The sequence below is a fragment of the Aliivibrio wodanis genome, from assembly GCF_052920805.1.
Map to the genome: position 1 here is coordinate 264,947 of NZ_JBREXA010000002.1, position 25,023 is coordinate 289,969.

Genomic DNA, 25,023 nt, shown 5'->3' on the forward strand with positions numbered 1-25,023 from the left:
AATTAGTACCATTAAAGATAATCTACGTCGGATTTTAACGACTTATAGGAAAGCTGACCACTTTGTTGTGCTATCTTCGCTATTATCTACCAAGATTTATGACTTATTAGGAAAGAATCATGAAAAGAGCCGTAATTACAGGCATGGGCATTGTATCAAGTATCGGTAACAATGCAGAAGAAGTATTAGAGTCTCTGAAAGCTGGTAAATCAGGAATTAACTTCTCTGAGCAGTTCGCTGAAAAGGGTCTGCGCAGTAATGTTTGGGGCGATTTGAAAATGAACCCTGCTGACCACATCGATCGCAAAAAAATGCGTTTCATGGGTGATGCGGCTGCATTTGCTTATATCTCAATGGAGCAAGCAGTAGCAGATTCTGGCTTAACAGAAGATCAAGTTTCAAATGACCGTACAGGTATCGTTGCTGGTTCTGGTGGTGCATCATCACTAAACCAAGTTAATGCGGTAGATATCTTGCGTGAAAAAGGCGTTAAGCGTGTTGGACCATACATGGTTCCACGTACAATGGCGTCAACGGTTTCTGCATGTCTTGCAACGCCGTTTAAAATTCGTGGTGTTAACTACTCAATGAGTTCTGCATGTGCAACTTCTGCACACTGTATTGGTCACGCGGTAGAGCTTATCCAACTTGGTAAACAAGACGTAATGTTTGCTGGTGGTGGTGAAGAGCTAGATTGGTCTCTAACGATGATGTTTGATGCGATGGGCGCACTATCATCGAAATACAATGACACACCAGAAAAAGCCTCTCGTACTTATGATGCAGACCGTGACGGTTTCGTTATCTCTGGTGGCGGCGGTATGGTTGTTATCGAAGAACTTGAACACGCACTTGCTCGTGGCGCTAAAATCTACGGTGAAATCGTAGGTTACGGTGCAACATCAGATGGCTACGACATGGTAGCACCATCAGGTGAAGGCGCAGTTCGTTGTATGAAGATGGCAATGCAAAACGTAGACAGCGTTGATTACGTGAACACTCACGGTACATCAACACCTGTTGGTGATGCAAAAGAGCTAGGCGCTATCCAAGAAGTATTTGGTGCGAACAGCCCAGCAATCTCAGCAACAAAAGCAATGACTGGCCACGCATTAGGTGCGGCTGGTGTTCATGAAGCGATTTACTCAACTTTAATGCTAGAGCACGGCTTTATCGCGCCAAGCATCAACGTTGCAACACTAGATCCTGCAGCTGAAGGTCTTGATATCGTTACTGAAAAACGTGATCAAAAACTAACAACAGTTATGTCTAACAGCTTCGGTTTTGGTGGCACAAACGCAACGCTAGTAATTAAGAAATACGAAGCGTAATTGCGTAACCACTAAAAACAGATAGTAAAACCCAGTCATTTTAATTGGCTGGGTTTTTTTATGCCTGTTTTCTATCACGGAAGTGTGTGATACCAATCGTAGTAAATAATTGATCATCCTAGCTGGTTAAAATGCTCGATAACTGCGTTTAATTTTTTGATTGTAGAATAACTACTTATCAAAAAATCCGCCTTGTTCTCAAGCATTTTTCCTGCGCTATTTCTGAACACTTACTTACTGTGATTGGTATGATAAACTGAATTCATAAATCGAAAAGGATAACTGATTAAAAAATGAAAATATTGATTGATGAAAATATGCCTTATGCTGCTGAACTATTTAGTGAGCTAGGCGAGGTTGTTGCTAAATCAGGAAGAACACTAACAGCAGATGATTTAATTGATGTTGATGCATTAATGATTCGCTCTGTAACCAAAGTGAATGCTGAGCTAATCTCAAAAGCCAATAAACTTAAATTTGTAGGCACAGCAACAGCAGGTATGGACCATGTTGATCAAATTTTATTGAAAGAAAAAGGGATATTTTTCACGGCAGCTCCTGGCTGTAATAAAGTAGGTGTTGCAGAATACGTATTAAGCTGTGTCATGGTATTGGCTCAACAGCATGGCTTTTCAATTTTTGATAAAACGTTTGGTATTGTGGGTGCAGGTCAAGTTGGTTCTTATTTAGCTAAATGTCTTGATGCATTAGCTATTCCATACTTACTTAATGACCCAATAAAAGAGCAAGAAGGCGATAGCCGTACATTCGTGCCATTAGAAGAATTATTAGAAAAATCAGACGTCATTAGTTTTCATACACCGATTACACGTGATGGTGAATTTCCAACTCATCATCTGCTGAACGAGAAAAGATTAACAGCACTGCGTAATGACCAGATAGTGATCAATGCTGCACGTGGACCGGTTGTTGATAATCAAGCCTTAAAACAGCGCTTATTAAAACAAGATGGTTTTAAAGCGGTATTAGATGTTTTTGAGTTTGAACCACAAGTTGATATGGAATTATTGCCTTTGCTGTCTTTTGCTACACCGCACATTGCAGGCTATGGATTAGAAGGCAAAGCACGCGGTACGACGATGATCTTTAATTCTTACTGCGAGTTTTTAAATCGCACAGAACGAGCGGATCCTCAGGCTCTATTGCCGATAGCTCCAATCCCTAATGTGACACTAAATCAGCCATGGGATCATTCAACACTGCACAATTTGATTCAGTTAGTCTATGATGTGCGAAAAGATGATGCCATATTCAGAACAGAAATCTCAACAGTTGGCTCATTTGACAAAATGCGCAAAGATTATTGGGATAGAAGAGAATACAGTGCTATCACGATCACAGGTGATAAAAACTGTGGTCTTACCCCGTTACAACAACTTGGATTTACAATCGAGGAAGTCTAATGACTCAAGAATTTGATGTTGCCATTCTTGGCGCAACTGGTGCCGTTGGCGAAGCAATGATAAATGTATTACAAGAACGAAAGTTTCCTGTACGTAATTTATACCTTTTAGCTTCTGAGCGCAGTGAAGGCAAAGCAGTTCGTTTTAATGGTAAAACATTAACCGTTGAAAACGTAGAAGAGTTCGATTGGAGCCAAGTACAAATTGGTCTATTTTCTGCTGGCGGTGAACTTTCAGCAAAATGGGCACCAATTGCTGCTGAATCAGGTGTTGTTGTTATCGATAATACCTCACACTTCCGTTACGATCACGATATTCCATTAGTGATCCCTGAAGTAAATCCAGAAGCACTTGTTGATTTCCGTAACCGTAACATTATCGCGAACCCTAACTGTTCAACGATTCAGATGTTAGTTGCATTAAAGCCAATCCATGACGCTGTGGGTATTGATCGTATTAACGTATCAACGTACCAATCAGTATCTGGTTCAGGTAAAGCGGGTATTGATGAGCTAGCAGGTCAAACCGCTAAGCTGTTAAATGGTCTACCAGCAGAGAATAAAGCATACGATAAGCAAATCGCATTTAACTGCTTACCACACATTGATGAGTTTATGGATAACGGCTACACCAAAGAAGAAATGAAAATGGTGTGGGAAACGCAGAAAATTTTTGCTGATGATACTATTACAGTTAATGCAACATGTGTACGTGTTCCTGTATTCTATGGCCATGCTGAAGCGGTTCATGTTGAAACTCGTGCTCCTATTGATGCGGCAGAAGCCACTCGTTTACTTGAAGAAACAGATGGAATTGAAGTATTCCATGGTAATGACTACCCAACACAAGTAAGTGACGCTACAGGTAAAGACCATGTAATGGTTGCACGTATTCGTGAAGATATTAGCCACTCAATGGGGTTAAATATGTGGGTTGTTGCCGATAATGTACGTAAAGGTGCAGCAACAAACGCAGTTCAAATTGCAGAAGTATTAATTCGTGATTATTATTAATTGATATATTTAAGCTTAATTATTTATAAATAAAGTGTCATATTGATTGAAAATAAAAAGCCTTAGTGAAAGCTAAGGCTTTTTTCTTCCATAAACCACACAGTTTTTGCTTAAAAACTACAGATTCTTTATTATGATCCGATATAGTTGTATCGGTATTGATTATTCATTTTATAAAAGAGGCATCTCTAGTGTCTGACGCATCCAAAAAAATATTAAGAACGCTGACTCCTTTAGCGTTATTTGTTGCATCTCAGTGTTCTGTTGCTAATGCGGCAGGTACAATTCAGATTGTTGGTCCTGATGGGAAGGATCAAACTGTCAGTTCACAAGTTGTGATGGACTCATCACCAGCGAGAGTTTCGACTTATGATAAGTCAAAACCAACAACTCAAATATATGGCCCAACAAAAAATAAAGAAACCTTATGGTCGATTGCAAGTCGAGTAAACCCTTCTAGTACAACATCGGTACAACAAACATTACTTGCTATTTTTCGATTGAATCCACAAGCATTTGAAAATAACAATATTCACAGATTGCAAGCTAATAGCCGTTTACGCTTACCGACACTAGAACAAGTTCGTCGTGAGAATACAGATGATGCAAAACAACTATTAGCAGCACATAAGAATAAACCGCTTAAAACACCACAAACGGCTCCTATAGCTAAAAAGACAGCACCGGTTTCATCCGTTAATACGAAGGTGCCCTCTAACGTAAAAACTGTTTCTACACTTGTAAAAGAAAAACCTGTTGTTGTTTTAGAGAAAAAAACAGTCCTTGATAATAACGTCGTTAAATCAGCAGTTCCGGCTGTATCGACGATTGCACTAAAATCAGAACTAGAAACGACAGAACAAGAGTTTTCAGCACTTCAAGAAAATAATCATCAATTACGAGTGCGTCTAGCAGAAGTTCAGTATGAAGTTGAAAACTTAAAAGTAGAATTAAGTGATGAAGACCGTATTCGAAATGAAGTAGAAAAATTCATTAATGAGCAAAAACAATTGGCTGTTGCTGAAAAGAAAGCAGAGCCAAGTGCTATGGATAATTTAGCATCAAGTCCTGGTCTAATTGCTCTTCTCGCTCTGATCCCTGGAGCATTGATTGCAGGCTTAATTGCCTTTTTCTTATTCCGTCGAAAGAAAGATGAAGAAGATGAATCAGGAGAAGATAAAGCAGTAGAAGAAAAATCAGGGCTTATTATCCCTGAAGATAATTTCAGCATGGATGATGATATCCCAGAAATTAGCCTAGATGATGATGACGATATTCTAGGCGACTTAGATGATGATGATTTCTTATTTGATAGTAATGATTCAAATGAAGATTCAAATGATGATTTATTTGCTGAATTCGAAAGCGATAGTAGTGATTTGGATGACGACCCATTTGCCTCATTGGATGGTGGAGATGATGATTTAGAATCAATGCTATCTGAAGGTGATACAGATCTTGACTTCAATTTAGATGATTCTGATGATTTAGATGACCTTGATATGTCATCGAACACATTAACTGTTGATGCGGAAGAGAAGGCCTTAGGCCTTGAGGAAATGGAAAAAGCCTTAAACGATTTTGATAGCGATCTATTTAGTGAAAGTGATTTAGAAGCTGAAGATGATGACTTTGATTTATCGTTAATCGATGATTCTGAGCTATCTGCTTTAGGTAATTCAGACTCTGAACTAGATGGGAATGAAGATCTTGAAGGTGGTGAATTAGATCAATCAATGCTTGATGATCTATTCTCGTCAATGGATAGTGATGAAGATGAATCTGAGCTTGATCAAGGCTGGGACCTTGATGAAAAAGAAAGTACCAAATTAGCTCCAGAACCAAAAAATGACTCTATTGAAGATGAGTTAGATTTTGATACTTTACTATCTGGCACTGAAAATGAAACAGATACTGATTTAGATCTAGAAGATGATAGTTCAGCATTACTTGATGAGTTGTTAGAAGGTGATAATGATGAAGAAGATAGTATAGATTTAGATCTTGAAGATGAAAGTACAGCGTTACTTGATGAGTTGCTAGAAGATGATAGCGATGAAGAAGATAGTATAGATTTAGAGCTTGAAGATGAAAGTACGGCGTTACTTGATGAGTTGCTAGAAGACGATAGCGATGAAGAAGAGAGCATAGATTTAGAACTTGAAGATGACAGCACAGCATTGTTAGATGAATTGCTAGAAGACGATAGCGATGTAGAAGAGAGCATAGATTTAGAGCTTGAAGATGACAGCACAGCATTGTTAGATGAATTGTTAGATGATAACAATGATGAAGACGATATAGATTTAGAGCTTGAAGATGACAGCACAGCATTGTTAGATGAATTGTTAGAAGATAACAATGACGAAGATGATATTGATTTAGAACTTGAAGATGACAGTATAGCTTTACTTGATGAATTAATTGGTGATGATAAAGAGGATGATGTCGCTTTGGGAAAGAGTGGCGATGATACTGGCATAGAAGGTGTAGCAGTATCTGAGGCAATTTCTGAAGACACCCCAAGAGATGAAGATTGGTTAACAAATAGTGAAGGTGATGAAGATGACGGTATTTCATTATTTGATGAAGATGAATTTGATTTAACGCCTAAATTGGATCTTGAAGACGAATCAGAATCAAACCTTGATGATGATTTAGATCTTGATGACTTATTTGCAGAAAGTGACGAATCTCTTGAGCTAGAAGAAAATGCAGAGTCTGAAGTTGAAATAGAAGCAGAGCCTGAAACAGAATTAACTGTAGAAGACGATGCAGAAGCTGCAATTGAAGAGACTGAAGACGATGAGTTAGAGCTAACTCCAGAGCTGGATTTAGATGACGAGTTGACTGATACAGAAAGCTCAGCATTAGAGTTAGATGATGAAGACGCTCTGGAAGTCACGGATGAGAACCCGCTTACAGATAGTGATGAGCTTGAGCCAGAATTAGCGCTTGAAGAAGAGTTGGATTTTGAAGATGAGTTAGATCTCGAAGAAGACCTAGAACTTGAAGACGAGTCAGAAACAGAATCAAACCTTGATGATGACTTAGAGCTTGATGACTTATTTGCAGAAAGTGACGAACCTCTTGAGCTAGAAGAAGAAAATACAGAGTCTGAAGTTGAAATAGAAGCAGAGCCTGAAACAGAATTAACTGTAGAAGACGATGTAGAAGCTGCAATTGAAGAGACTGAAGACGATGAGTTAGAGCTAACTCCAGAATTGGATTTAGATGACGAGTTGACTGATACAGAAAGCTCAGTATTAGAGTTAGATGATGAAGACGCTCTGGAAGTCACGGATGAGAACCCGCTTACAGATAATGATGAGCTTGAGCCAGAAGCAGAGCCTGAATTAGCACTTGAAGAAGAGTTGGACTTTGAAGATGAGCTAGATCTCGAAGAAGACTTAGAACTTGAAGATGAGCTAGAACTTGAAGACGAGTTAGAGCTTAAAGACGAATCAGAAACAGAATCAAACCTTGATGATGACTTAGAGCTTGATGACTTATTTGCAGAAAGTGATGAACCTCTTGAGCTAGAAGAAGAAAATGCAGAGTCTGAAGTTGAAATAGAAGCAGAGCCTGAAACAGAATTAACTGTAGAAGACGATGCAGAAGCTGCAATTGAAGAGACTGAAGACGATGAGTTAGAGCTAACTCCAGAATTGGATTTAGATGACGAGTTGACTGATACAGAAAGCTCAGCATTAGAGTTAGATGATGAAGATGCTCTGGAAGTCACGGATGAGAACCCGCTTACAGATAGTGATGAGCTTGAGCCAGAAGCAGAGCCAGAATTAGCACTTGAAGAAGAGTTGGACTTTGAAGATGAGCTAGATCTCGAAGAAGACTTAGAACTTGAAGATGAACTAGAACTTGAAGACGAGTTAGAGCTTAAAGACGAATCAGAAACAGAATCAAACCTTGATGATGATTTAGATCTTGATGACTTATTTACAGAAAGTGACGAACCTCTTGAGCTAGAAGAAGAAAATGCAGAGTCTGAAGTTGAAATAGAAGCAGAGCCTGAAACAGAATTAACTGTAGAAGCTGCAATTGAAGAGACTGAAGATGATGAGTTAGAGCTAACTCCAGAATTGGATTTAGATGACGAGTTGACTGATACAGAAAGCTCAGCATTAGAGTTAGATGATGAAGATGCTCTGGAAGTCACGGATGAGAACCCGCTTACAGATAGTGATGAGCTTGAGCCAGAAGCAGAGTCTGAATTAGCACTTGAAGAAGAGTTGGACTTTGAAGATGAGCTAGAACTCGAAGAAGACTTAGAACTTGAAGATGAGCTAGAACTTGAAGACGAGTTAGAGCTTAAAGACGAAACAGAATCAAACCTTGATGATGACTTAGAGCTTGATGACTTATTTGCAGAAAGTGACGAACCTCTTGAGCTAGAAGAAGAAAATATAGAGTCTGAAGTTGAAATAGAAGCAGAGCATGAAACAGAATTAACTGTAGAAGACGATGTAGAAGCTGCAATTGAAGAGACTGAAGACGATGAGTTAGAGCTAACTCCAGAATTGGATTTAGATGACGAGTTGACTGATACAGAAAGCTCAGCATTAGAGTTAGATGATGAAGATGCTCTGGAAGTCACGGATGAGAACCCGCTTACAGATAATGATGAGCTTGAGCCAGAAGCAGAGCCTGAATTAGCACTTGAAGAAGAGTTGGACTTTGAAGATGAGCTAGATCTCGAAGAAGAGTTAGAGCTTAAAGACGAATCAGAAACAGAATCAAACCTTGATGATGATTTAGAACTTGATGACTTATTTGCAGAAAGTGACGAACCTCTTGAGCTAGAAGAAGAAAATGCAGAGTCTGAAGTTGAAAGAGAAGCAGAGCCTGAAACAGAATTAACTGTAGAAGACGATGCAGAAGCTGCAATTGAAGAGACTGAAGACGATGAGTTAGAGCTAACTCCAGAATTGGATTTAGATGACGAGTTGACTGATACAGAAAGCTCAGCATTAGAGTTAGATGATGAAGATGCTCTGGAAGTCACGGATGAGAACCCGCTTACAGATAGTGATGAGCTTGAGCCAGAAGCAGAGTCTGAATTAGCACTTGAAGAAGAGTTGGACTTTGAAGATGAGCTAGAACTCGAAGAAGACTTAGAACTTGATGCTGATCATGAGTTAGAAGATGATAATGAAGATAGCATGTTTGAGGGGCTTTCTATCGAAGATGCATTAGCTGCATTAGAAAGTCAAGATGCCCAAAATGCTTCAAGTCACGCTTCTGAAAGCTACGTAGAGGAAAAGGCAGACGATTTAAATGATGAATTTGTTGAAGAAGTAAAACCTCTTTCATTTAACTTCGATTCACAAGTTTCTGATGAAGAGAAAGAAGCATTAACTCATCTTGATAGTGCAGGCTTAGATATTGATAGTATGCTAGAAGATGGTGGTAGTGACTGGAGTGGATTCAACCTAAGTAATGTATCTAACTCAGGGTTAGAAGACGAGGATTGGTCTGCTCAACCAAGTATGGAGAATGATCCTCATGGAGCTGATCGCTTTTTAAGTATTGAAGCATTAATTGCTGAAACTGAAAATGGTGATAAAACAGACGTTGAAGATGAAAGCCTTAATTTAGATGTAGGCTTGGAAGAGTTCCCAGATATGCTTGGTGATGTTGAAGCTTATGATGTAGACGTGAATAGTGATGCGCAAAGTAAGCTTGATTTAGCAAAAGCATACATTGAAATGTCAGATGAAACTGGTGCTTTAGAGTTATTAGAAGAGGTATTACGTTGTAATGATTCATTACTCAAAGTGGAAGCTGAAAAATTAATGCGACAAATTGATTAGTTTAGATCGACAATAATCTTAAAAAGGCGGTAGCGGTGAGCTCCGCCTTTTTTTATAATGGCGTATTATTGAATAAAAAGAATCAAATATCATGCGAATAGCTTTATGTATCGAATATGATGGTGCCAGTTACCACGGGTGGCAGAGTCAAAAAGACGTAACGAGTGTCCAAGAAGAATTAGAAAAAGCCTTAATGATTGTTGCGAATGAACCTATTGAGGTTATGTGTGCAGGCCGAACTGATGCTGGGGTACATGGAACCGGTCAAGTCGTACATTTTGATACAAATAGCACCCGTAAATTACCAGTCTGGATGGTAGGGGTAAACGCAAACTTACCAAAAAATATAGCGGTTCGTTGGGTTAAAGAAGTTAACGAGGATTTTCATGCTCGTTTTACAGCTACTGCACGACGTTACCGTTATATCATCTTTAATAACCGCCAACGTCCTGCTATTTTTAGCCATGGTGTTAGCCATTACCATGAGGCATTAGATGCTGAATTAATGCATCAAGCAGGGCAGTATTTACTAGGTGAAAACGACTTTACTTCGTTTCGAGCTGTCCGTTGCCAGTCACGAACTCCTTGGCGTAACCTAATTCACTTGAAAGTAACTCGTCATGGAGACTTTATCGTGATTGATATTAAAGCCAATGCATTCGTTCATCATATGGTGCGTAATATTACTGGTAGCTTAATTGAAGTAGGCAGAGGTAAGCAAAAACCAGAATGGATACAATGGTTACTAGAGGCAAAAGATCGTAAAATAGCAGGTCCAACAGCCAAAGCAGAAGGCTTATATCTTATTGATGTAGATTATCCGAAAGAATGGGATTTACCACGAGTACCGTTAGGTCCTCTATTTTTACCTGATAATTGATCTTTCAACGAAATTAAATATGCGTATTTAATTAGCAAAAAGTTGATATAGGTTCAATCTTGAAAATAGGTACAACCAGTTTTTTATCTACACTGGCTATTATTTATGGTTTAATCTATTTAATTGATTTTATTTCTCTTGCGATGGTGCGAGAGATCACTAATAGAAAGGTCGTCCATGAGTTGGCTTGAAAAGATTTTTAATACAAGCAATATTGTTAGTTCACGTAAAGCATCGATCCCTGAAGGGGTTTGGACGAAATGTACGTCATGTGAACAAGTGCTTTATTCAGCAGAGCTAGAACGTAATCTAGAAGTGTGTCCTAAATGTGACCATCATATGCGAATGAAAGCTCGTAAACGTTTAGAAACGTTTTTAGATGCAGAAGGCCGTGTAGAAATTGGTCAAGAATTAGAACCAAAAGATCTTTTAAAATTTAAAGATTCAAAACGCTATAAAGATCGTATTTCGGCAGCACAGAAATCAAGTAATGAAACAGATGCTCTTATCGTAATGAAAGGAACATTATTAGAATTACCTGTTGTCGCTTGTGCATTTGAATTCTCATTTATGGGTGGTTCAATGGGTTCTGTTGTTGGCGCTCGTTTTGTTAAAGCTGTTGATGCGGCAATTGAAAACAATTGCCCATTAGTTTGCTTCTCTGCAAGTGGTGGTGCTCGTATGCAAGAGGCGCTTATGTCTCTAATGCAAATGGCAAAAACAAGTGCTGCACTAGCGCGTTTATCTCGTAAAGGCCTACCATTTTTCTCTGTACTGACTGATCCAACAATGGGCGGCGTATCAGCAAGTTTAGCAATGCTAGGTGATATTAATATTGGTGAGCCAAAAGCTTTAATCGGTTTTGCTGGCCGCCGTGTTATCGAGCAAACTGTTCGTGAAGATTTGCCAGAAGGCTTCCAACGCAGCGAATTCTTATTAGAACATGGTGCAATTGATATGATTGTTGATCGCCGTGAAATGCGTCAGCGTATTGGTGGTTTAATGGCAAAAATGACAAATCAAGCATCACCATTAGTCGTCTCTGTTGATGGTCCTCAATAAAAATTAAATCAAATGAAGGTAAGGTTGCGAGTTCTTACTTTAAAACAGCAACCTAAGTCATATATACTGTCTCTATATTCCGTCAGTGAAGTAGTTGAATTATGACCACCTTTGATTCTCCGAAAGCCACATCTGATTTATCAGTGTGGCTTCGTTATTTAGAAAGCATTCATACAAGTGCAATTGATTTAGGCCTTGAGCGTGTTCAACGTGTTGCACAACGAGCAAAATTAACTAAACCAGCGTCGACCATTATCACCGTAGCTGGAACCAATGGTAAAGGTTCTACTTGTGCATTAATGGAATCGATCTTAATAAATGCAGGCTATCGTGTCGGTGTTTATAGCTCTCCTCATCTTATTCGTTATAACGAACGTATTCGTATTAATGGTAACGACTTATCTGATCAGCTTCTTACTCAATCTTTTTCTGCTATAGAAGCGTGGCGTAAAGAGACCTCATTAAGCTTTTTTGAATTCGGCACGCTAGCTGCATTATGGGCATTTAAAACGCATCAGGTTGATGTAGTGTTGCTAGAGGTTGGCCTTGGTGGGCGTTTAGATGCTACTAATGTTGTTGAACACGATGTTTCAATAATCACTAGCCTTGCGGTTGATCATGTTGATTGGTTAGGTGATGATATAGAAGTGATTGGTTTTGAAAAGGCGGGGATCTACCGTTCTGAAAAACCTGCAATTTGTGGCCAACCCAATCCGCCTTCAAGTGTTGCTGCTCATGCTGATGATATCAAAGCTGATTTATACCAAGTTGGTTATCAATTTGATTATCAAGTGGATGTAGAAAATCAAACATGGTCTTGGAAAAGTGGTGCGTTTGATCTAAATAATTTACCATTGCCGAATTTACCCTTAGCAAATGCAGCTACAGCGATAATGGCTTTAGGAACATCAGGGTTAGAGTTAAGTGATGTTAATATTGTTGAAGGGTTAACATCAGCAAGTTTACCTGGGCGCATGCAGCGTTTAAGTCGTGATCATGGGGAAAGTGATCCAACTATTATTTTGGATGTTGCACATAATCCACATTCTGCACAATACCTTGTACAACAAATAAAACAGCGCTTCCCAAATAAGAAGGTTCATGCAGTCGTTGGTATGCTGCATGATAAAGATATTGAATCTACGCTTAATGAGCTTATGGGGATTGTTGATGTTTGGTATCCTTCATCATTATCAGGTCCAAGGGCAGCAAATGCGAATGAATTAACAGCAGTTATCAATATAGAAACAATAGAATATTTGTCGCCTATAGAGGCATTTAAGGCTGCATTAGAGTCAGCTGAAAATGATGATTTAATTTTAGTTTTCGGTTCTTTTCATACGGTTGGTGAAGTATGGGATTACTGGAAAGAAGAAGCATGAGGAACCTAAGTGTCTAGTCCATTTCAACGACGTTTAGTCGGAACTATTATATTAGTCGCTATTGGAGTAATCGTATTACCTGATGTATTTGATGGTAAGAAAAAGCATTACCAAGAAGAATTTGCAAGTATCCCTATTAAACCAGAGGTTTCTGAAGCTGTTGAACAATTTGAGGTTCAAGAGCCTATAGACTTTGATGCAGAGCTTCCTGAAGAGCCTGTTGAAGTGATAATTGAGTCTTCTGCGGAAGAGCCAGAAAAAGAAGTTTTAACGATTGTAGAGAAAAAGAAACCAGTAGAAGAATCAAAGATAGATTACACAAAAAATGCATGGGTAATTCAACTTGGTGTTTTCAGAAATGCTGATAATGCTAAAAATTTAGCACTCAAATTACGTAAGCAAGGTTTCCAAGCTCATACTTTCCCTAAAGAGCCTCAAAAAGGTGATTTAGTACGAGTAGCTGTTGGTCCTGATATTTCTAAAGCGGATCTTGAAAAACAGTTACCGAAATTAAAAGAAATAACAGGCTTAAATGGTCAATTGCTTAAATTTACACCACTAAACCCATAAGAAAACGTTTGCGTCGCGGATTTTTCTGTTAAAATGCGCAGCAACAGAGAAAAGATAAATTATGATTTGGATCGATTTTGTCATTTTAGGTGTTATTAGCCTATCAGCTTTAATCAGTTTGATTAGAGGATTTGTAAAAGAAGCGTTGTCATTAGTGATATGGTTTGGTGCTTTTTTTATAGCCAGTAATTTTTATTCAAAATTAGCGGCATACTTTACAAACATACATGATGAAATGATAAGAAATGGCAGTGCAATTGCTGCCTTATTTGTAGCAACCTTAGTTGTTGGTGCTGTTGTGAACTATGTGGTAGCACAATTAGTCCAAAAAACAGGGTTGTCAGGAACAGATCGGGTATTAGGGATTGTTTTTGGAGGGTTAAGAGGTGTGCTAATTATAGCCGCAGTTCTTTTCTTTATTGATGCCTTTACTACACTATCAGATTCAGAGTGGTGGAAACAATCTCAATTAATACCGCAATTTTCGGTAGTGATTGAATGGTTTTTCGATTACTTAAAAGATACATCAAGTTTTCTTCCTGGCGCTAAATAGCGCCAGTTTTTTAGCAAATTGAGGACTCTAGGACATGTGCGGTATTGTTGGAATCGTAGGCGCAACACCTGTAAACCAGTCAATCTATGACGCTTTGACAGTGTTACAACATCGTGGTCAAGACGCCGCTGGTATTATTACCATAGAAAGCAATCGTTTCCGTCTGAGAAAGGCGAATGGTTTAGTTAAGGATGTATTTGAAACAAAACACATGCAACGACTACAAGGTAATGTAGGGATCGGTCATGTTCGATACCCAACTGCGGGTAGCTCTAGTGCTTCAGAAGCTCAGCCTTTCTATGTAAATTCACCTTTTGGGATTACATTAGCGCATAATGGTAATTTGACCAATGCGAATGAAATCCGTGAGACCTTATTTGAACAAGAACGTCGACACGTTAATACAACTTCAGACTCTGAAGTTTTATTAAATATTTTTGCTCACCATCTTGATGAGTCAAAAAACTATCCATTAACTCAAGATGATATTTTTAGAACGGTTAGTAAGGTTCATGAACAGATTCGTGGAGCTTATGCCGTAACAGCAATGGTCATTGGCCACGGCATGGTGGCTTTTCGTGACCCTAACGGTATACGTCCTCTATGTTTAGGTAAGCGCGAAGTAGAAGGCCGTACAGAGTATATGGTTGCATCTGAATCAGTAGCACTTGATGCGGTTGGTTTTGACTTTGTCCGTGATGTTGCACCAGGTGAAGCGATTTATGCTCCATTTGAAGGTGGCTTATATACGCAACAGTGCGCTCATGATCCAAAGCTAAACCCATGTATTTTTGAATTTGTTTATTTTGCTCGTCCTGATTCATTCATTGATAAAATTTCAGTGTACAGCGCTCGTGTTGAAATGGGTAAACGCTTAGGCGAAAAAATTAAGCGTGAGTGGGAAGACCTAGATATTGATGTAGTTCTGCCTATACCAGAAACATCATGTGATATTGCTCTTGAAATAGCACAAATTATTAATAAACCATACCGTCAAGGTTTCGTAAAAAACCGCTATGTTGGTCGTACCTTCATTATGCCAGGTCAGCAAGAACGTAAGAAATCAGTTCGTCGTAAATTAAATGCGATTCGTTCTGAGTTTAAAGGCAAGAATGTTTTATTAGTTGATGACTCAATTGTTCGTGGTACTACGTCTGAGCAGATCATTGAAATGGCTCGTGATTCTGGTGCTAAAAACGTGTATATGGTCTCTGCTGCCCCTGAAATTCGCTTCCCGAATGTGTATGGTATTGATATGCCAAGTGCCAACGAATTAATTGCTCACGGTCGTGAAGTTGATGAGATTAGTAAGAAAATTGGTGCGGATGCGTTAATTTTCCAAGACTTATCAGACTTGGTTGATGCTGTAGGTTGTGGTAATCGTGAAATCGAACGCTTTGAAACATCAGTGTTTAATGCGCATTATGTTACTGGAGATGTAGATCAAAATTATCTTGAATACCTTGAAGGTCTGCGTGGAGATGACGCTAAACAAGAAAGTGAAGCACAAGATATCGCAAGTTTAGACATCTATAATGAAGGCGTGTAAATACACTTACATCGCATTTATTGGTTAAAAGAAAGCCTGTGAGATACTCATAGGCTTTTATTTTCTGATAAATTGAAGTGTTAATCAGGAACGTGATTACTAACAAAATCAATAAATAATCGTACTTTTTCAGGTTGATGATCTTTATAATTATAGATCATATAAATATCTCTGGGATTGGCAGACCAATTTTTTAGAACTCTGACTAAAGAGCCATCATTAATATATTGGCTTATCATAATATTTGGCATTAGTGTAATGCCTAAACCATCCGAACAAGCCATTCTAATCACATTAAGCTCACTCGCTTCAAAGCGACCTGCGTCGGTGATGGTAATTGACTCCCCCTCGGTATTAGTTAATCGCCAACGCATTAACGGATCACCTTTCAATAGACTATGAGAGTGTAACTCCTGTGCATGAGTCAGCTCTGGGTGTGTCTCTAAATAAGTTGGACTAGCGACTAAAATATCTTCTAAAGAACCAATTTGTCGAGCAATAAGAGAAGAGTCTCGTTGTTTTCCGACTCTAAAAATAATATCCCAATCAGTAGGGTCAAGTTGCTCAGGTTGGTTGCTCATAGTTAAATTGATACTAATATTGGGGTAGAGCAACATAAATTTATTTAAAATAGGTTGGATCATACGTTTTGTGAGATTAGAAGGAGCAGCAATTTTGAGTTTACCCGCAGCGCCACGACATTCTTCACTTAAACATTCACTAGTATTAACGAGATTTGATAAAATAGGTGCACACTCATCGTAAAACTTTTGTCCAGCTTCTGTAAGCGACAATTTACGAGCATGACGGTTGAGCAATCGAATATCTAAAGAATCTTCTAAGGCTTGAATCCGACGAGTAATTGTCGCAACAGGGATAAGTGTTTTTCTTGAGGCGGCTGTATAGCTACCATTATCAACCACTTGTCGAAACAAATTTAAATCATCTAACTTCATTATATTGAGATACTCTCTGTTTTTTTCGAGTGATAGAGTGTAACTAAAACCCTAGATTAGGTGTTGTTATAAGTCAACTAAAGTCAATGTTGAGAAGTAAAGTGATAAATAATCGATTAATTTATTAATAATGTAGCACATATTTATTTGTGCTCTATCTGATCTACAACTAAATTTATTTCATAGAACAAATATAATTGCTGCAATTATAGAGCGTACAGAGGGTATTCGTATGTCAGTAGAGCAAATTAAAGAACAGATGAGAGATTATAATACGCCAGTTGAAGATCTTTTAATGAATAAAGATATTTTGATTGTTGATGATGATCCTGTTTTTCGTTCCATGGTAAAGGCGGTTTTAGAGAGTTACTCTTGTAATGTAAAAGAAGCAAGTAATGGATTAGAAGGTTTGCAAATGCTACAGCATTCATTACCTGATATCTTGTTTTGTGATCTGGCTATGCCGATTTTAAATGGAATTGAATTTGTTGAAGAAGCCGTACTAGAGTACCCAATGTTACCTATTATCGTTATCTCAGGCAGCGGAGATATGCAGGACGTTGCTAAAGTATTGCGTTTAGGAGCAAAAGACTTCTTAGTGAAACCGATTCATGATATATCAATTTTAATTAAGTCATTAGCGTCAGCATTGAAGTTGAGTGAAGAAAGCTCTTATCGTATGCAAGATTTTTCAAGTCAATGGTTTAGAACCTCAGAGTTAGATCGAAGCTGTAATGATGAGCTACATTGGCATTTAGATTATTTGCAAAATGAACCAAATGTAGGCCGAGAACTGTTATTTGAATTATTACCAGAAAGTGATGCCCAGCATGGTGATTGGAAGTTAGGTTACCGTCTTTTACAATCTACTGATGGTATGCCATTAATTTTTGATTATGAATGGCTACTGGATGGTCGCTTGTTCTTTTATTTGGTTGATTCAAACTCAGGAGGGGAGAACAGTGTTGTTTCTTGTTTATTAATCAGAGCTTTTTTTAATGATTTTATTCGAGATCAAAATAGTTCATTAAATACGATACCAAACATGGTAACGTCGATAGAAAAAGGAATGTCTACTATAGAAAAAGCACAGCCAATGTCAGCTATTTTTGGTTATGTTGATTTAGCTGATGAGGCCTTATTTATCTTATCAGCGGGGCTAGATGCAATATGGGAGAATAAGACAGATCGTCACATCTTACATGCAAGTGAACAACTAATGTTGAGTGCTTATAAGAACCAGGTTCATCGATTTCCAATTATTGGCTACAATAGCTTGTTATTGAATAATCCAGGATCCAGTAGTTTTAAATTAGAGTTAGCTGTGCTTTAAATTGATGGGATAAGGCAAATAGTGTAATAATTAAATATTATTATGTGTTTATTAAAGAGGCCTAATTTGTATTTTACTCGAAGAGCGTGTTGGTTTCTTCTTGGAGCTCTTTCGCTTGTTCTTGGTCTTATTGGTATCTTTTTACCTTTATTACCAACAACCCCTTTTCTTATCTTAGCCAGTGCTTGTTTTATGAGAGCTTCTCCTCGGATACATACCTGGCTTGTGAGCCACCCCTATCTAGGTCCTCCGATTTTCGAATGGCAAGAACAAAGAACGATTAAGTCGTCAATAAAAAAGAAAGCTGTAATCATGATAATACTTAGCTTTACGTTATCGATTATCATCACTCCAATCGTGTGGATTAAAGTTTTACTAGTGGTGTGTCTACTAGGGCTTCTTTACTGGTTTTCTAATATTCCAAGTACTTAATATTTATTGTGCATTCTACTTAATAAGTATTTATCAACAATCGTTTAACATTTGAATTAGTTTTTGCTCGACACCTCATATAGAGGGGTAATACTTGCTCATGGCAAAAAAAGTGAATAACATAACTCGGTTAATTTTTCATATGCCAAATGTAGGCACAATAGGTCAAAAGCATGTCAACAGAAACACTAGAACTAATTAAAAACAGCATTAAATCAATTCCTGATTATCCTAAAGTAGGCATCATGTTCCGTGATGTAACAAGCTTAATGGAAGAGCCAAAAGCATATCAAGCCACGATTCAATTACTTGTTGAAAAATACAAGGATGGTGGATTTACTAAAATTATTGGTACAGAAGCACGTGGCTTCCTATTTGGAGCACCATTAGCATTAGAGTTAGGTGTTGGGTTCGTTCCTGTTCGTAAACCAGGTAAGTTACCTCGTCCAACGATTGCTCAAACTTATGATCTTGAATATGGAACGGATACATTAGAAATCCATACAGATGCGATTGTTGAAGGCGACAAAGTACTTGTAGTTGATGATTTACTTGCAACAGGCGGTACGATTGAAGCAACAGTTAAACTAATCCGCCAACTTGGTGGTAATGTAGAGCACGCAGCATTCGTGATTAATTTACCAGAAATTGGTGGTCAAACACGTTTGGAAGGACTAGGTTTAAACGTATACAGCATTTGTGAATTTGCTGGTCACTAATTCTTCATATAGACAGTAAATTCAGTGAGATCTCTCTATCAAGGGAGATCTCGCTTTTTTGCTGTGCTACGATTTAGAACTATTTCATTTTGGGCTGTATTCTATGAGCTATCAAGTTCTGGCACGTAAATGGCGTCCACATCATTTCAAAGATGTGGTAGGTCAACCTCATGTGCTAACGGCGTTGGAAAACGCACTTGAACATAATCGACTTCATCACGCTTATTTATTTAGCGGGACTCGCGGTGTAGGTAAAACGACCATAGCACGTTTGTTTGCTAAAGGACTGAACTGTGAAGAGGGGATCACCTCGACGCCATGTGGTGTGTGTTCTACTTGTAAAGAGATTGACGAAGGTCGTTTTGTTGATTTACTTGAAATTGATGCAGCTTCTAGAACAAAAGTAGAAGACACTCGTGAACTTTTAGATAATGTACAATATAAGCCGGCCCGTGGTCGCTTTAAGGTATACTTGATCGATGAAGTACACATGTTGTCACGCCATAGTTTTAATGCATTGCTTAAAACATTGGAAGAGCCACCTGAATACGTAAAATTTTTATTAGCAACGACAGATCCTCAAAAATTACCTGTTACGATCCTATCTCGTTGTTTGCAATTCCATTTAAAACATATCAGTGTTGATCAAATTCATGAGCAACTCGATTTTGTTTTAGATAAAGAAAAAGTGACTAAAGATGCGAGAGCATTAGGACTTATTGCACATGCTGCTGATGGAAGTATGCGTGATGCGTTGAGTTTGACTGACCAAGCAATTGCTCTAGGTAATGGTTCTGTCACGACAGATATCGTTTCTGCGATGTTAGGAACACTGGATACCGATCAAGCGGTTCGAATTTTAGAAGCGATTAGCACTAAAAACATGCAGACACTAATGGGCTGTGTGAATGATCTTGCTGATATGGGCATTGAATGGGATGGATTAGCAAAAGAAATCGCTAACCAATTGCATAAATTAGCCATGTATCAAGCATTGCCTGCAACCTTGGATAAATCGCAGCCAGATGCTGAGCGTATTGAGTTATTAAGTAGCCAGTTATCACCTCAAGAAATCCAATTGTTTTATCAAATTGCATTACAGAGTCGTAAAGACTTGCCTTTGGCACCAAGTCAAAAAAACGGTGTTGAAATGATGCTATTAAGAATGGTGGCATTCCGTCCTGTGCATGCTCAACCATTAGATGCACAAGCGATAGTCGTACCAATAGCAGAGCCTCAGATAGAAGCTAATGTACCAAACACGGTACAAAAACCTATGCAACAACAAAGCGTATCACAGCCTCAGCAAGTTGCTACTCAAGCACCGGTATTACGTAATAGAACTCAGACAGCGCCAGCGTCTCAATCAATGCAGCCGCAAGAGCCGATGCAGAATCAATATGCATCTGCTCCAATGCATTCAGAGCAGCCAGCAGTTTATGAGAAACAACCGAATATTGTGCCTCATCATTATGGTGATAACCAACTACCGCAGGTTTCTTCTGAACCGGTTATGCCACAAACTCCTGCTGCTCGAAAAAGTGGCCTATTAGGTATGCGTAATCAATTGCGTAGTGCAAAAAATAATTTATCAAATAGTAATGTAGGTGCTGACGCAAAAAAGACAAATGCGACATCCGATAAGAAAAAGACGAGTTCAGTGCTAGATCGTATTGCTGAGAAGCAGCATTTGGCCCCTCGTACTCAGGTGTCGCAAATTGGAAACTCAGCAACACAAGAGAAAAAAACAGAAGAGCCTTATCGTTGGAAATCGACAAAACCTGAAATAGAAAAGACAGTCAGTGATGTGACTCCAACAAAACTGAAGCAAGCTTTAGAGCATGAGAAAACACCGGAGATGGTGCAGCTATTGGTGGACGAATCATCAAAGCAAGATCCATGGTCAGCATTGGCAATGTCATTAACAACATTACCAAAGCTTATTCAACAATTGGTCTTAAACTCTTCTTTTGTTGAGCAAGACAATCAAATAGCGTTACATTTAAGAGCGGAGCAATCACATTTAAATGGTGATAAAGCCAATGAATTGATTACTCAAGCATTGAGTCAGGCATTAAATAAAAACGTCAATGTATCAATTGATATCAGCACTGAAGGAACAACACCTTTAGAGTTGCGCGAACAAATGTACCAAACAAAATTACAAACGGCGTATCAAAGCCTACAACAAGATCCGCACGTAAATTTCTTTATTCAGAGATTTGGTGCCCAAATGGATCAAGAAAGTGTTAGACCTATTTAGTAAGATAAAAGTATTAATGGGTTGAAATTTCAATTTTTAACCCCATTTTTTTAGTATTCAGATATAAACATAAGAGAGAATGAATATGTTCGGTGGAAAAGGCGGCATGGGCAACTTAATGAAGCAAGCCCAGCAAATGCAAGATCGTATGCAAAAAGTACAAGAAGAAATCGCAAGTACAGAAGTAACTGGAGAGTCAGGTGCTGGTCTTGTTAAAGTGACTATCAATGGTTCTCACAGCGTTCGTCGTGTTGAAATTGATCCAAGCTTAATGGAAGAAGATGAAAAAGATATGCTAGAAGATCTGATCGCAGCGGCGTTCAACGATGCTTCTCGTCGCATTGAAGAAACACAGAAAGAAAAAATGGCTGGTGTAACTGGCGGAATGCAAATGCCACCAGGCTTTAAAATGCCATTCTAAGCTATGTTAATAATACTGTCTTGATGAGTCTCTGTGGTTCGTCTTGATAAAATTAGGCGGCTACGTGGCTGCCTTTTTCTTTTCTGGAATATAAAAAAACTATGCGAACCAGTGGTTTATTAGAACAATTAATGGAATCGTTACGATACCTTCCTGGGGTTGGGCCAAAATCAGCTCAGCGAATGGCGTTTCATCTTTTACAGCGTAATCGTCAGGGTGGTATGCAATTAGCGGATTCATTGTCTCGTGCAATGTCTGAAATCGGTCATTGTTCAGAGTGCCGGACGTTTACAGAAGAAGATACTTGTTCGATTTGTTTAAATCTAAAACGTCAAGCAAGTGGCGAATTGTGTATTGTTGAAAGCCCTGCGGATATTGTCGCAGTAGAGGCTACAGGTCAGTTTTCGGGTCGTTATTTTGTTCTAATGGGGCATTTATCGCCATTGGATGGTATTGGGCCAAGTGATATAGGTTTAGATCTTTTTGATCATCGCTTAGGACGTGGGGATATAAAAGAAGTGATCCTCGCTACTAACCCGACGGTAGAAGGTGAAGCAACCGCGCATTATATTGCAGAGTTATGCCAAGAACACCAAGTACCTGCTAGCCGAATTGCGCATGGTGTTCCTATGGGAGGAGAGTTAGAGCTAGTGGATGGCACAACGTTATCTCACTCTATTTTAGGTAGGCAGAAGCTTTTTTAAGAAAGTTAAATAGAGTAAATAGTTGGAGTATTGCACCACTGAATGCTCCAATAAGATGGGCTTCTATAGCAACCCTTGCATTGATAAGAGAAATGGTTGAAGCACTTGCTCCAAAGTATTGCTCCCATTGAAACCTTAGAAATGATGCCAAAAAGTAGTAGCCATCCTGTATTACGCTTTTGTCTTATATCTTCAATAGCAGCCCAAATAAACAAACCATGTAATACACCTGATAATCCAACATAGGATTGAATAGGGCTGAGTAATAATAGTAAGCCAGTCATTAAGCTGATAGACAGTACTAATAGCCATAACCTTTTAGGGGTTAAAATATCCTTAAAGATAAAGGTAAATACGGTTAGGGCAGCAGAGTTCATTAGTAAATGAGCAAGATTAGTATGGGTAAAATTACCTGTAATTAATCGCCAGATCTCGCCTTGTAAAATTAAGCTTTTGTCCCAAGTAAAAAAATCTGATACCGGAGTTAGCTGTGCAATACCAAGCACAACTAAAATAGGAAAAAGTAATTTCAACAAAACAAAGGTTCCTTGTGATTCGATTTTGTCTTCAATGCCTAAAAACAAAAAAAGCCTGTATCTGTGAGTGGATAACACCGATCTCTACTGAGGTTGAACTCATCATACTACAGCATCCAACAGAAGCTAAGCGACCATTAGGAACGGCAAAAATACTGTCGTTAAGTTTAGCTAATTGTCGAACTTTCATTGGTGAAAACTTTTCAGAGCATACTGAGTTGAATCAGCTATTAGCTGACGATAATTACCAACATAAAGTGCTTTTCTTAGATAGTACTAGCCAAGTAATTTCATCATCATCGCATGATTCTGTAAAAAATCAGCGTGTGATTTTATTGGATGGCACATGGAAGAAAGCCTATAAAATGTGGCAGCTTTCTACTAACTTACACTCTTTACCTAAAGTGCATTTAAATACGGAACTGTCAGGTAACTATCGAGTACGCAAAGCGCCAAAAGATAATGCGTTATCAACAGCAGAAGCTGGGTATCATGTATTAAACCAACTAGACAATGAGTCAACAGTAACCGAAGAATCGGATAAATTTGGTTCGATCCTAACGGCATTTGATAACATGATTGAATTTCACATCAGTCAAATGCCTGAAGGGGTGTACCAAAAGAACTACCGTTCAGAGTAGCTCTTTTATTGTTTAGTCTTGGATTGGTATTTGATCAGATAGGAACAAAAAGTTGATTATATAAGCGCTGGGCATAGCCATCGGTCATGCCTGCAATATAATCGGCAATCACTCGATGCGCATTTCCCCCTGAAGCGATAGCCTCTTGCCACTCCCGTTTATCATTTTCAGGTAATAAGCGCTCAGGATCTGAATTAAGCGCATCAAAAATCTCCATCACAATTTGTTGGCCTTTGTATTCAATACGCTGCATTTCAGAGTTATGTATTACATATTGGCCAACAAACTTTTTCAGAATATCCAACGCATAAGTCATTGATGGTGTTAAATAGGCATTCCAACGTAATAATTTAGATTCAAATTCCGGCTCTTCTTCAAAGGTTGTTTTTTTAATGCTAATCGAAGTTAATAGGGCATTTACGATACTGCCAATACCATCTTTTCGTTGGTATTGTAGACCAGAGAATAATTTATCACTGATGGTTTCAATGTGTTCTTCAAACCATTCATCTCCGCAGTCTGCGAGTTTACTTGCTACTGATTCTTGCCATTGATTGCGAGTAACAATCCCCATAACGATGGCATCTTCCAAGTCATGAACCCCATAAGCTATATCATCAGCTAGCTCCATGATAGAGCAGTCAATAGACTTAAAGCGCGTTTTCCGATGAGAGTTATTCCCTTCTTTTTGAAAGCGAAGGGTCGAAAAAAGAGATCTATCGTGTTCTGATAATGGAGCCAAAACCCAATTTAGGGTCAGGGCATCATCACGGTAAATACCTTTGGGTGGGTGCCATTCTATGGATTTTAAGTGTCGTAAATTAGTCACAGCTTCAGGTCGGTAACTTGAGTGAACTTGATCTAAGAAAGCTGGATACTTTAAAACACCAAGTAAGGTTCTTCTTGCTAAGTTCATACCGAAATGTTCAGTATAAGGTTCTAATTTACTTAAAATTCGTAAAGTCTGGCCATTACCTTCAAAGCCCCCATGATCACGCATCATATAATTCAAGGCAATTTCACCCCCATGTCCAAAGGGAGGGTGGCCAATATCATGCGTTAAACAAATGCTTTCCATTAAACTGGTTGAGGTCAGTAGCCCCCTAAATTCCGGCTGCCTCAGTTTTAGTTGAGCAACAATCCCTGTACCAATTTGAGATACTTCGAGTGAGTGTGTTAGGCGAGTACGGTAAAAATCATTGGCGCTACCTGGCCCATGAACTTGAGTTTTTGCTTGAAGGCGACGAAAAGCGGCAGAGTGGAGAATACGAGCACGATCTCGTTGAAAAACGCTGCGCTGATCATTACGACGTAATTTCTGTTCGTTACTGATGCGGTCTTCCCACTGTTGGGATAAAGTAATATCGATTGGTTTATTCATTATTGTTATTCTCGAAGTTATTGCTACTGATATATCATTACA

The 25,023-nt window shown here is 38.6% G+C and carries 20 protein-coding genes; 17 read left to right on the forward strand and 3 right to left on the reverse strand.

What is annotated here, in order from left to right; all coding sequences use genetic code 11:
- The first annotated feature begins 119 nt into the window (after nucleotides 1-119).
- From fabB to purF, 10 genes are all read left to right on the forward strand, one after another.
- Entirely contained in the window at nucleotides 120-1,331 is a 1,212-nt protein-coding gene (gene fabB, locus ACU5DF_RS09160) for a beta-ketoacyl-ACP synthase I (protein WP_446712636.1), read from the forward strand.
- 293 nt (nucleotides 1,332-1,624) lie between these two features.
- On the forward strand, nucleotides 1,625-2,755 hold the full coding sequence (locus tag ACU5DF_RS09165) for a 4-phosphoerythronate dehydrogenase (RefSeq protein WP_446712637.1): 1,131 nt from the start codon (nucleotides 1,625-1,627) through the stop codon (nucleotides 2,753-2,755).
- A complete protein-coding gene (locus tag ACU5DF_RS09170) occupies nucleotides 2,755-3,768 on the forward strand; it encodes an aspartate-semialdehyde dehydrogenase (protein ID WP_446712638.1) in 1,014 nt (337 codons plus the stop codon). Before ACU5DF_RS09165 ends, ACU5DF_RS09170 begins: the two co-directional genes overlap by 1 nt.
- 191 nt (nucleotides 3,769-3,959) lie before the next feature.
- Nucleotides 3,960-9,599 (forward strand): FimV/HubP family polar landmark protein, encoded by a 5,640-nt coding sequence (locus ACU5DF_RS09175; protein WP_446712639.1) that lies wholly within the window; start codon nucleotides 3,960-3,962, stop codon nucleotides 9,597-9,599.
- Nucleotides 9,600-9,690: 91 nt separating this feature from the next.
- Nucleotides 9,691-10,479 carry a tRNA pseudouridine(38-40) synthase TruA gene (gene truA / locus ACU5DF_RS09180; protein WP_045102480.1) on the forward strand — a complete coding sequence of 263 codons (789 nt, stop codon included), beginning with the start codon at nucleotides 9,691-9,693 and terminating at the stop codon, nucleotides 10,477-10,479.
- A 177-nt stretch (nucleotides 10,480-10,656) separates the two neighbouring features.
- Nucleotides 10,657-11,541: an acetyl-CoA carboxylase, carboxyltransferase subunit beta gene (gene accD / locus ACU5DF_RS09185; protein WP_045102479.1), complete on the forward strand. Its 885-nt coding sequence runs from the start codon at nucleotides 10,657-10,659 to the stop codon at nucleotides 11,539-11,541.
- 101 nt (nucleotides 11,542-11,642) lie between these two features.
- Nucleotides 11,643-12,923, forward strand: coding sequence for a bifunctional tetrahydrofolate synthase/dihydrofolate synthase (gene folC / locus ACU5DF_RS09190; protein ID WP_446712640.1), 1,281 nt, complete (start codon nucleotides 11,643-11,645; stop codon nucleotides 12,921-12,923).
- 9 nt (nucleotides 12,924-12,932) lie between these two features.
- Nucleotides 12,933-13,493, forward strand: coding sequence for an SPOR domain-containing protein (locus tag ACU5DF_RS09195; protein ID WP_446712641.1), 561 nt, complete (start codon nucleotides 12,933-12,935; stop codon nucleotides 13,491-13,493).
- A gap of 61 nt (nucleotides 13,494-13,554) precedes the next feature.
- Complete coding sequence (locus ACU5DF_RS09200) at nucleotides 13,555-14,046, forward strand: CvpA family protein (protein ID WP_045102476.1); 492 nt, start codon at nucleotides 13,555-13,557, stop codon at nucleotides 14,044-14,046.
- Nucleotides 14,047-14,080: 34 nt separating this feature from the next.
- Complete coding sequence (gene purF, locus ACU5DF_RS09205) at nucleotides 14,081-15,595, forward strand: amidophosphoribosyltransferase (RefSeq protein ID WP_446712642.1); 1,515 nt, start codon at nucleotides 14,081-14,083, stop codon at nucleotides 15,593-15,595.
- An 80-nt stretch (nucleotides 15,596-15,675) separates the two neighbouring features.
- Here the strand turns inward: purF and ACU5DF_RS09210 are convergent, their stop codons facing one another.
- The gene (locus ACU5DF_RS09210; protein WP_045102474.1) at nucleotides 15,676-16,551 is read right to left on the reverse strand and encodes a LysR family transcriptional regulator; all 876 of its coding nucleotides are present in this window, start codon (nucleotides 16,549-16,551) and stop codon (nucleotides 15,676-15,678) included.
- Nucleotides 16,552-16,783: 232 nt separating this feature from the next.
- Between ACU5DF_RS09210 and ACU5DF_RS09215 the strand changes: the two genes are divergently transcribed.
- From ACU5DF_RS09215 to recR, 6 genes are all read left to right on the forward strand, one after another.
- Nucleotides 16,784-17,884, forward strand: coding sequence for a response regulator (locus tag ACU5DF_RS09215; protein ID WP_045102473.1), 1,101 nt, complete (start codon nucleotides 16,784-16,786; stop codon nucleotides 17,882-17,884).
- 42 nt (nucleotides 17,885-17,926) lie between these two features.
- Nucleotides 17,927-18,316 carry a YbaN family protein gene (locus ACU5DF_RS09220; protein ID WP_045102472.1) on the forward strand — a complete coding sequence of 130 codons (390 nt, stop codon included), beginning with the start codon at nucleotides 17,927-17,929 and terminating at the stop codon, nucleotides 18,314-18,316.
- Nucleotides 18,317-18,489: 173 nt separating this feature from the next.
- The gene (gene apt / locus ACU5DF_RS09225; RefSeq protein WP_446712643.1) at nucleotides 18,490-19,035 is read left to right on the forward strand and encodes an adenine phosphoribosyltransferase; all 546 of its coding nucleotides are present in this window, start codon (nucleotides 18,490-18,492) and stop codon (nucleotides 19,033-19,035) included.
- Nucleotides 19,036-19,138: 103 nt separating this feature from the next.
- On the forward strand, nucleotides 19,139-21,298 hold the full coding sequence (gene dnaX, locus ACU5DF_RS09230) for a DNA polymerase III subunit gamma/tau (protein WP_446712644.1): 2,160 nt from the start codon (nucleotides 19,139-19,141) through the stop codon (nucleotides 21,296-21,298).
- An 85-nt stretch (nucleotides 21,299-21,383) separates the two neighbouring features.
- Nucleotides 21,384-21,719 (forward strand): YbaB/EbfC family nucleoid-associated protein, encoded by a 336-nt coding sequence (locus tag ACU5DF_RS09235; RefSeq protein ID WP_045102469.1) that lies wholly within the window; start codon nucleotides 21,384-21,386, stop codon nucleotides 21,717-21,719.
- A 101-nt stretch (nucleotides 21,720-21,820) separates the two neighbouring features.
- Entirely contained in the window at nucleotides 21,821-22,423 is a 603-nt protein-coding gene (recR, locus tag ACU5DF_RS09240; protein WP_446712645.1) for a recombination mediator RecR, read from the forward strand.
- A gap of 5 nt (nucleotides 22,424-22,428) precedes the next feature.
- Here the strand turns inward: recR and rrtA are convergent, their stop codons facing one another.
- Complete coding sequence (rrtA, locus tag ACU5DF_RS09245; protein ID WP_446712646.1) at nucleotides 22,429-22,959, reverse strand: rhombosortase; 531 nt, start codon at nucleotides 22,957-22,959, stop codon at nucleotides 22,429-22,431.
- Nucleotides 22,960-22,973: 14 nt separating this feature from the next.
- Between rrtA and ACU5DF_RS09250 the strand changes: the two genes are divergently transcribed.
- Nucleotides 22,974-23,600, forward strand: coding sequence for a tRNA-uridine aminocarboxypropyltransferase (locus ACU5DF_RS09250; protein WP_446712647.1), 627 nt, complete (start codon nucleotides 22,974-22,976; stop codon nucleotides 23,598-23,600).
- Nucleotides 23,601-23,634: 34 nt separating this feature from the next.
- Here the strand turns inward: ACU5DF_RS09250 and ACU5DF_RS09255 are convergent, their stop codons facing one another.
- On the reverse strand, nucleotides 23,635-24,981 hold the full coding sequence (locus ACU5DF_RS09255; RefSeq protein ID WP_446712648.1) for an anti-phage deoxyguanosine triphosphatase: 1,347 nt from the start codon (nucleotides 24,979-24,981) through the stop codon (nucleotides 23,635-23,637).
- Nucleotides 24,982-25,023 lie beyond the last annotated feature (42 nt).

Bases quoted from the DNA above. Each gene is read 5' to 3' on its own strand.
- apt (WP_446712643.1), top strand. From the start codon at position 18,490: ATGTCAACAGAAACACTAGAACTAATTAAAAACAGCATTAAATCAATT.
- fabB (WP_446712636.1), top strand. From the start codon at position 120: ATGAAAAGAGCCGTAATTACAGGCATGGGCATTGTATCAAGTATCGGT.
- dnaX (WP_446712644.1), top strand. From the start codon at position 19,139: ATGAGCTATCAAGTTCTGGCACGTAAATGGCGTCCACATCATTTCAAA.
- ACU5DF_RS09220 (WP_045102472.1), top strand. From the start codon at position 17,927: ATGTGTTTATTAAAGAGGCCTAATTTGTATTTTACTCGAAGAGCGTGT.
- ACU5DF_RS09255 (WP_446712648.1), bottom strand. From the start codon at position 24,981: ATGAATAAACCAATCGATATTACTTTATCCCAACAGTGGGAAGACCGC.
- folC (WP_446712640.1), top strand. From the start codon at position 11,643: ATGACCACCTTTGATTCTCCGAAAGCCACATCTGATTTATCAGTGTGG.
- truA (WP_045102480.1), top strand. From the start codon at position 9,691: ATGCGAATAGCTTTATGTATCGAATATGATGGTGCCAGTTACCACGGG.
- recR (WP_446712645.1), top strand. From the start codon at position 21,821: ATGCGAACCAGTGGTTTATTAGAACAATTAATGGAATCGTTACGATAC.
- accD (WP_045102479.1), top strand. From the start codon at position 10,657: ATGAGTTGGCTTGAAAAGATTTTTAATACAAGCAATATTGTTAGTTCA.
- ACU5DF_RS09210 (WP_045102474.1), bottom strand. From the start codon at position 16,551: ATGAAGTTAGATGATTTAAATTTGTTTCGACAAGTGGTTGATAATGGT.
- ACU5DF_RS09200 (WP_045102476.1), top strand. From the start codon at position 13,555: ATGATTTGGATCGATTTTGTCATTTTAGGTGTTATTAGCCTATCAGCT.
- ACU5DF_RS09165 (WP_446712637.1), top strand. From the start codon at position 1,625: ATGAAAATATTGATTGATGAAAATATGCCTTATGCTGCTGAACTATTT.
- purF (WP_446712642.1), top strand. From the start codon at position 14,081: ATGTGCGGTATTGTTGGAATCGTAGGCGCAACACCTGTAAACCAGTCA.
- ACU5DF_RS09235 (WP_045102469.1), top strand. From the start codon at position 21,384: ATGTTCGGTGGAAAAGGCGGCATGGGCAACTTAATGAAGCAAGCCCAG.
- ACU5DF_RS09170 (WP_446712638.1), top strand. From the start codon at position 2,755: ATGACTCAAGAATTTGATGTTGCCATTCTTGGCGCAACTGGTGCCGTT.
- ACU5DF_RS09215 (WP_045102473.1), top strand. From the start codon at position 16,784: ATGTCAGTAGAGCAAATTAAAGAACAGATGAGAGATTATAATACGCCA.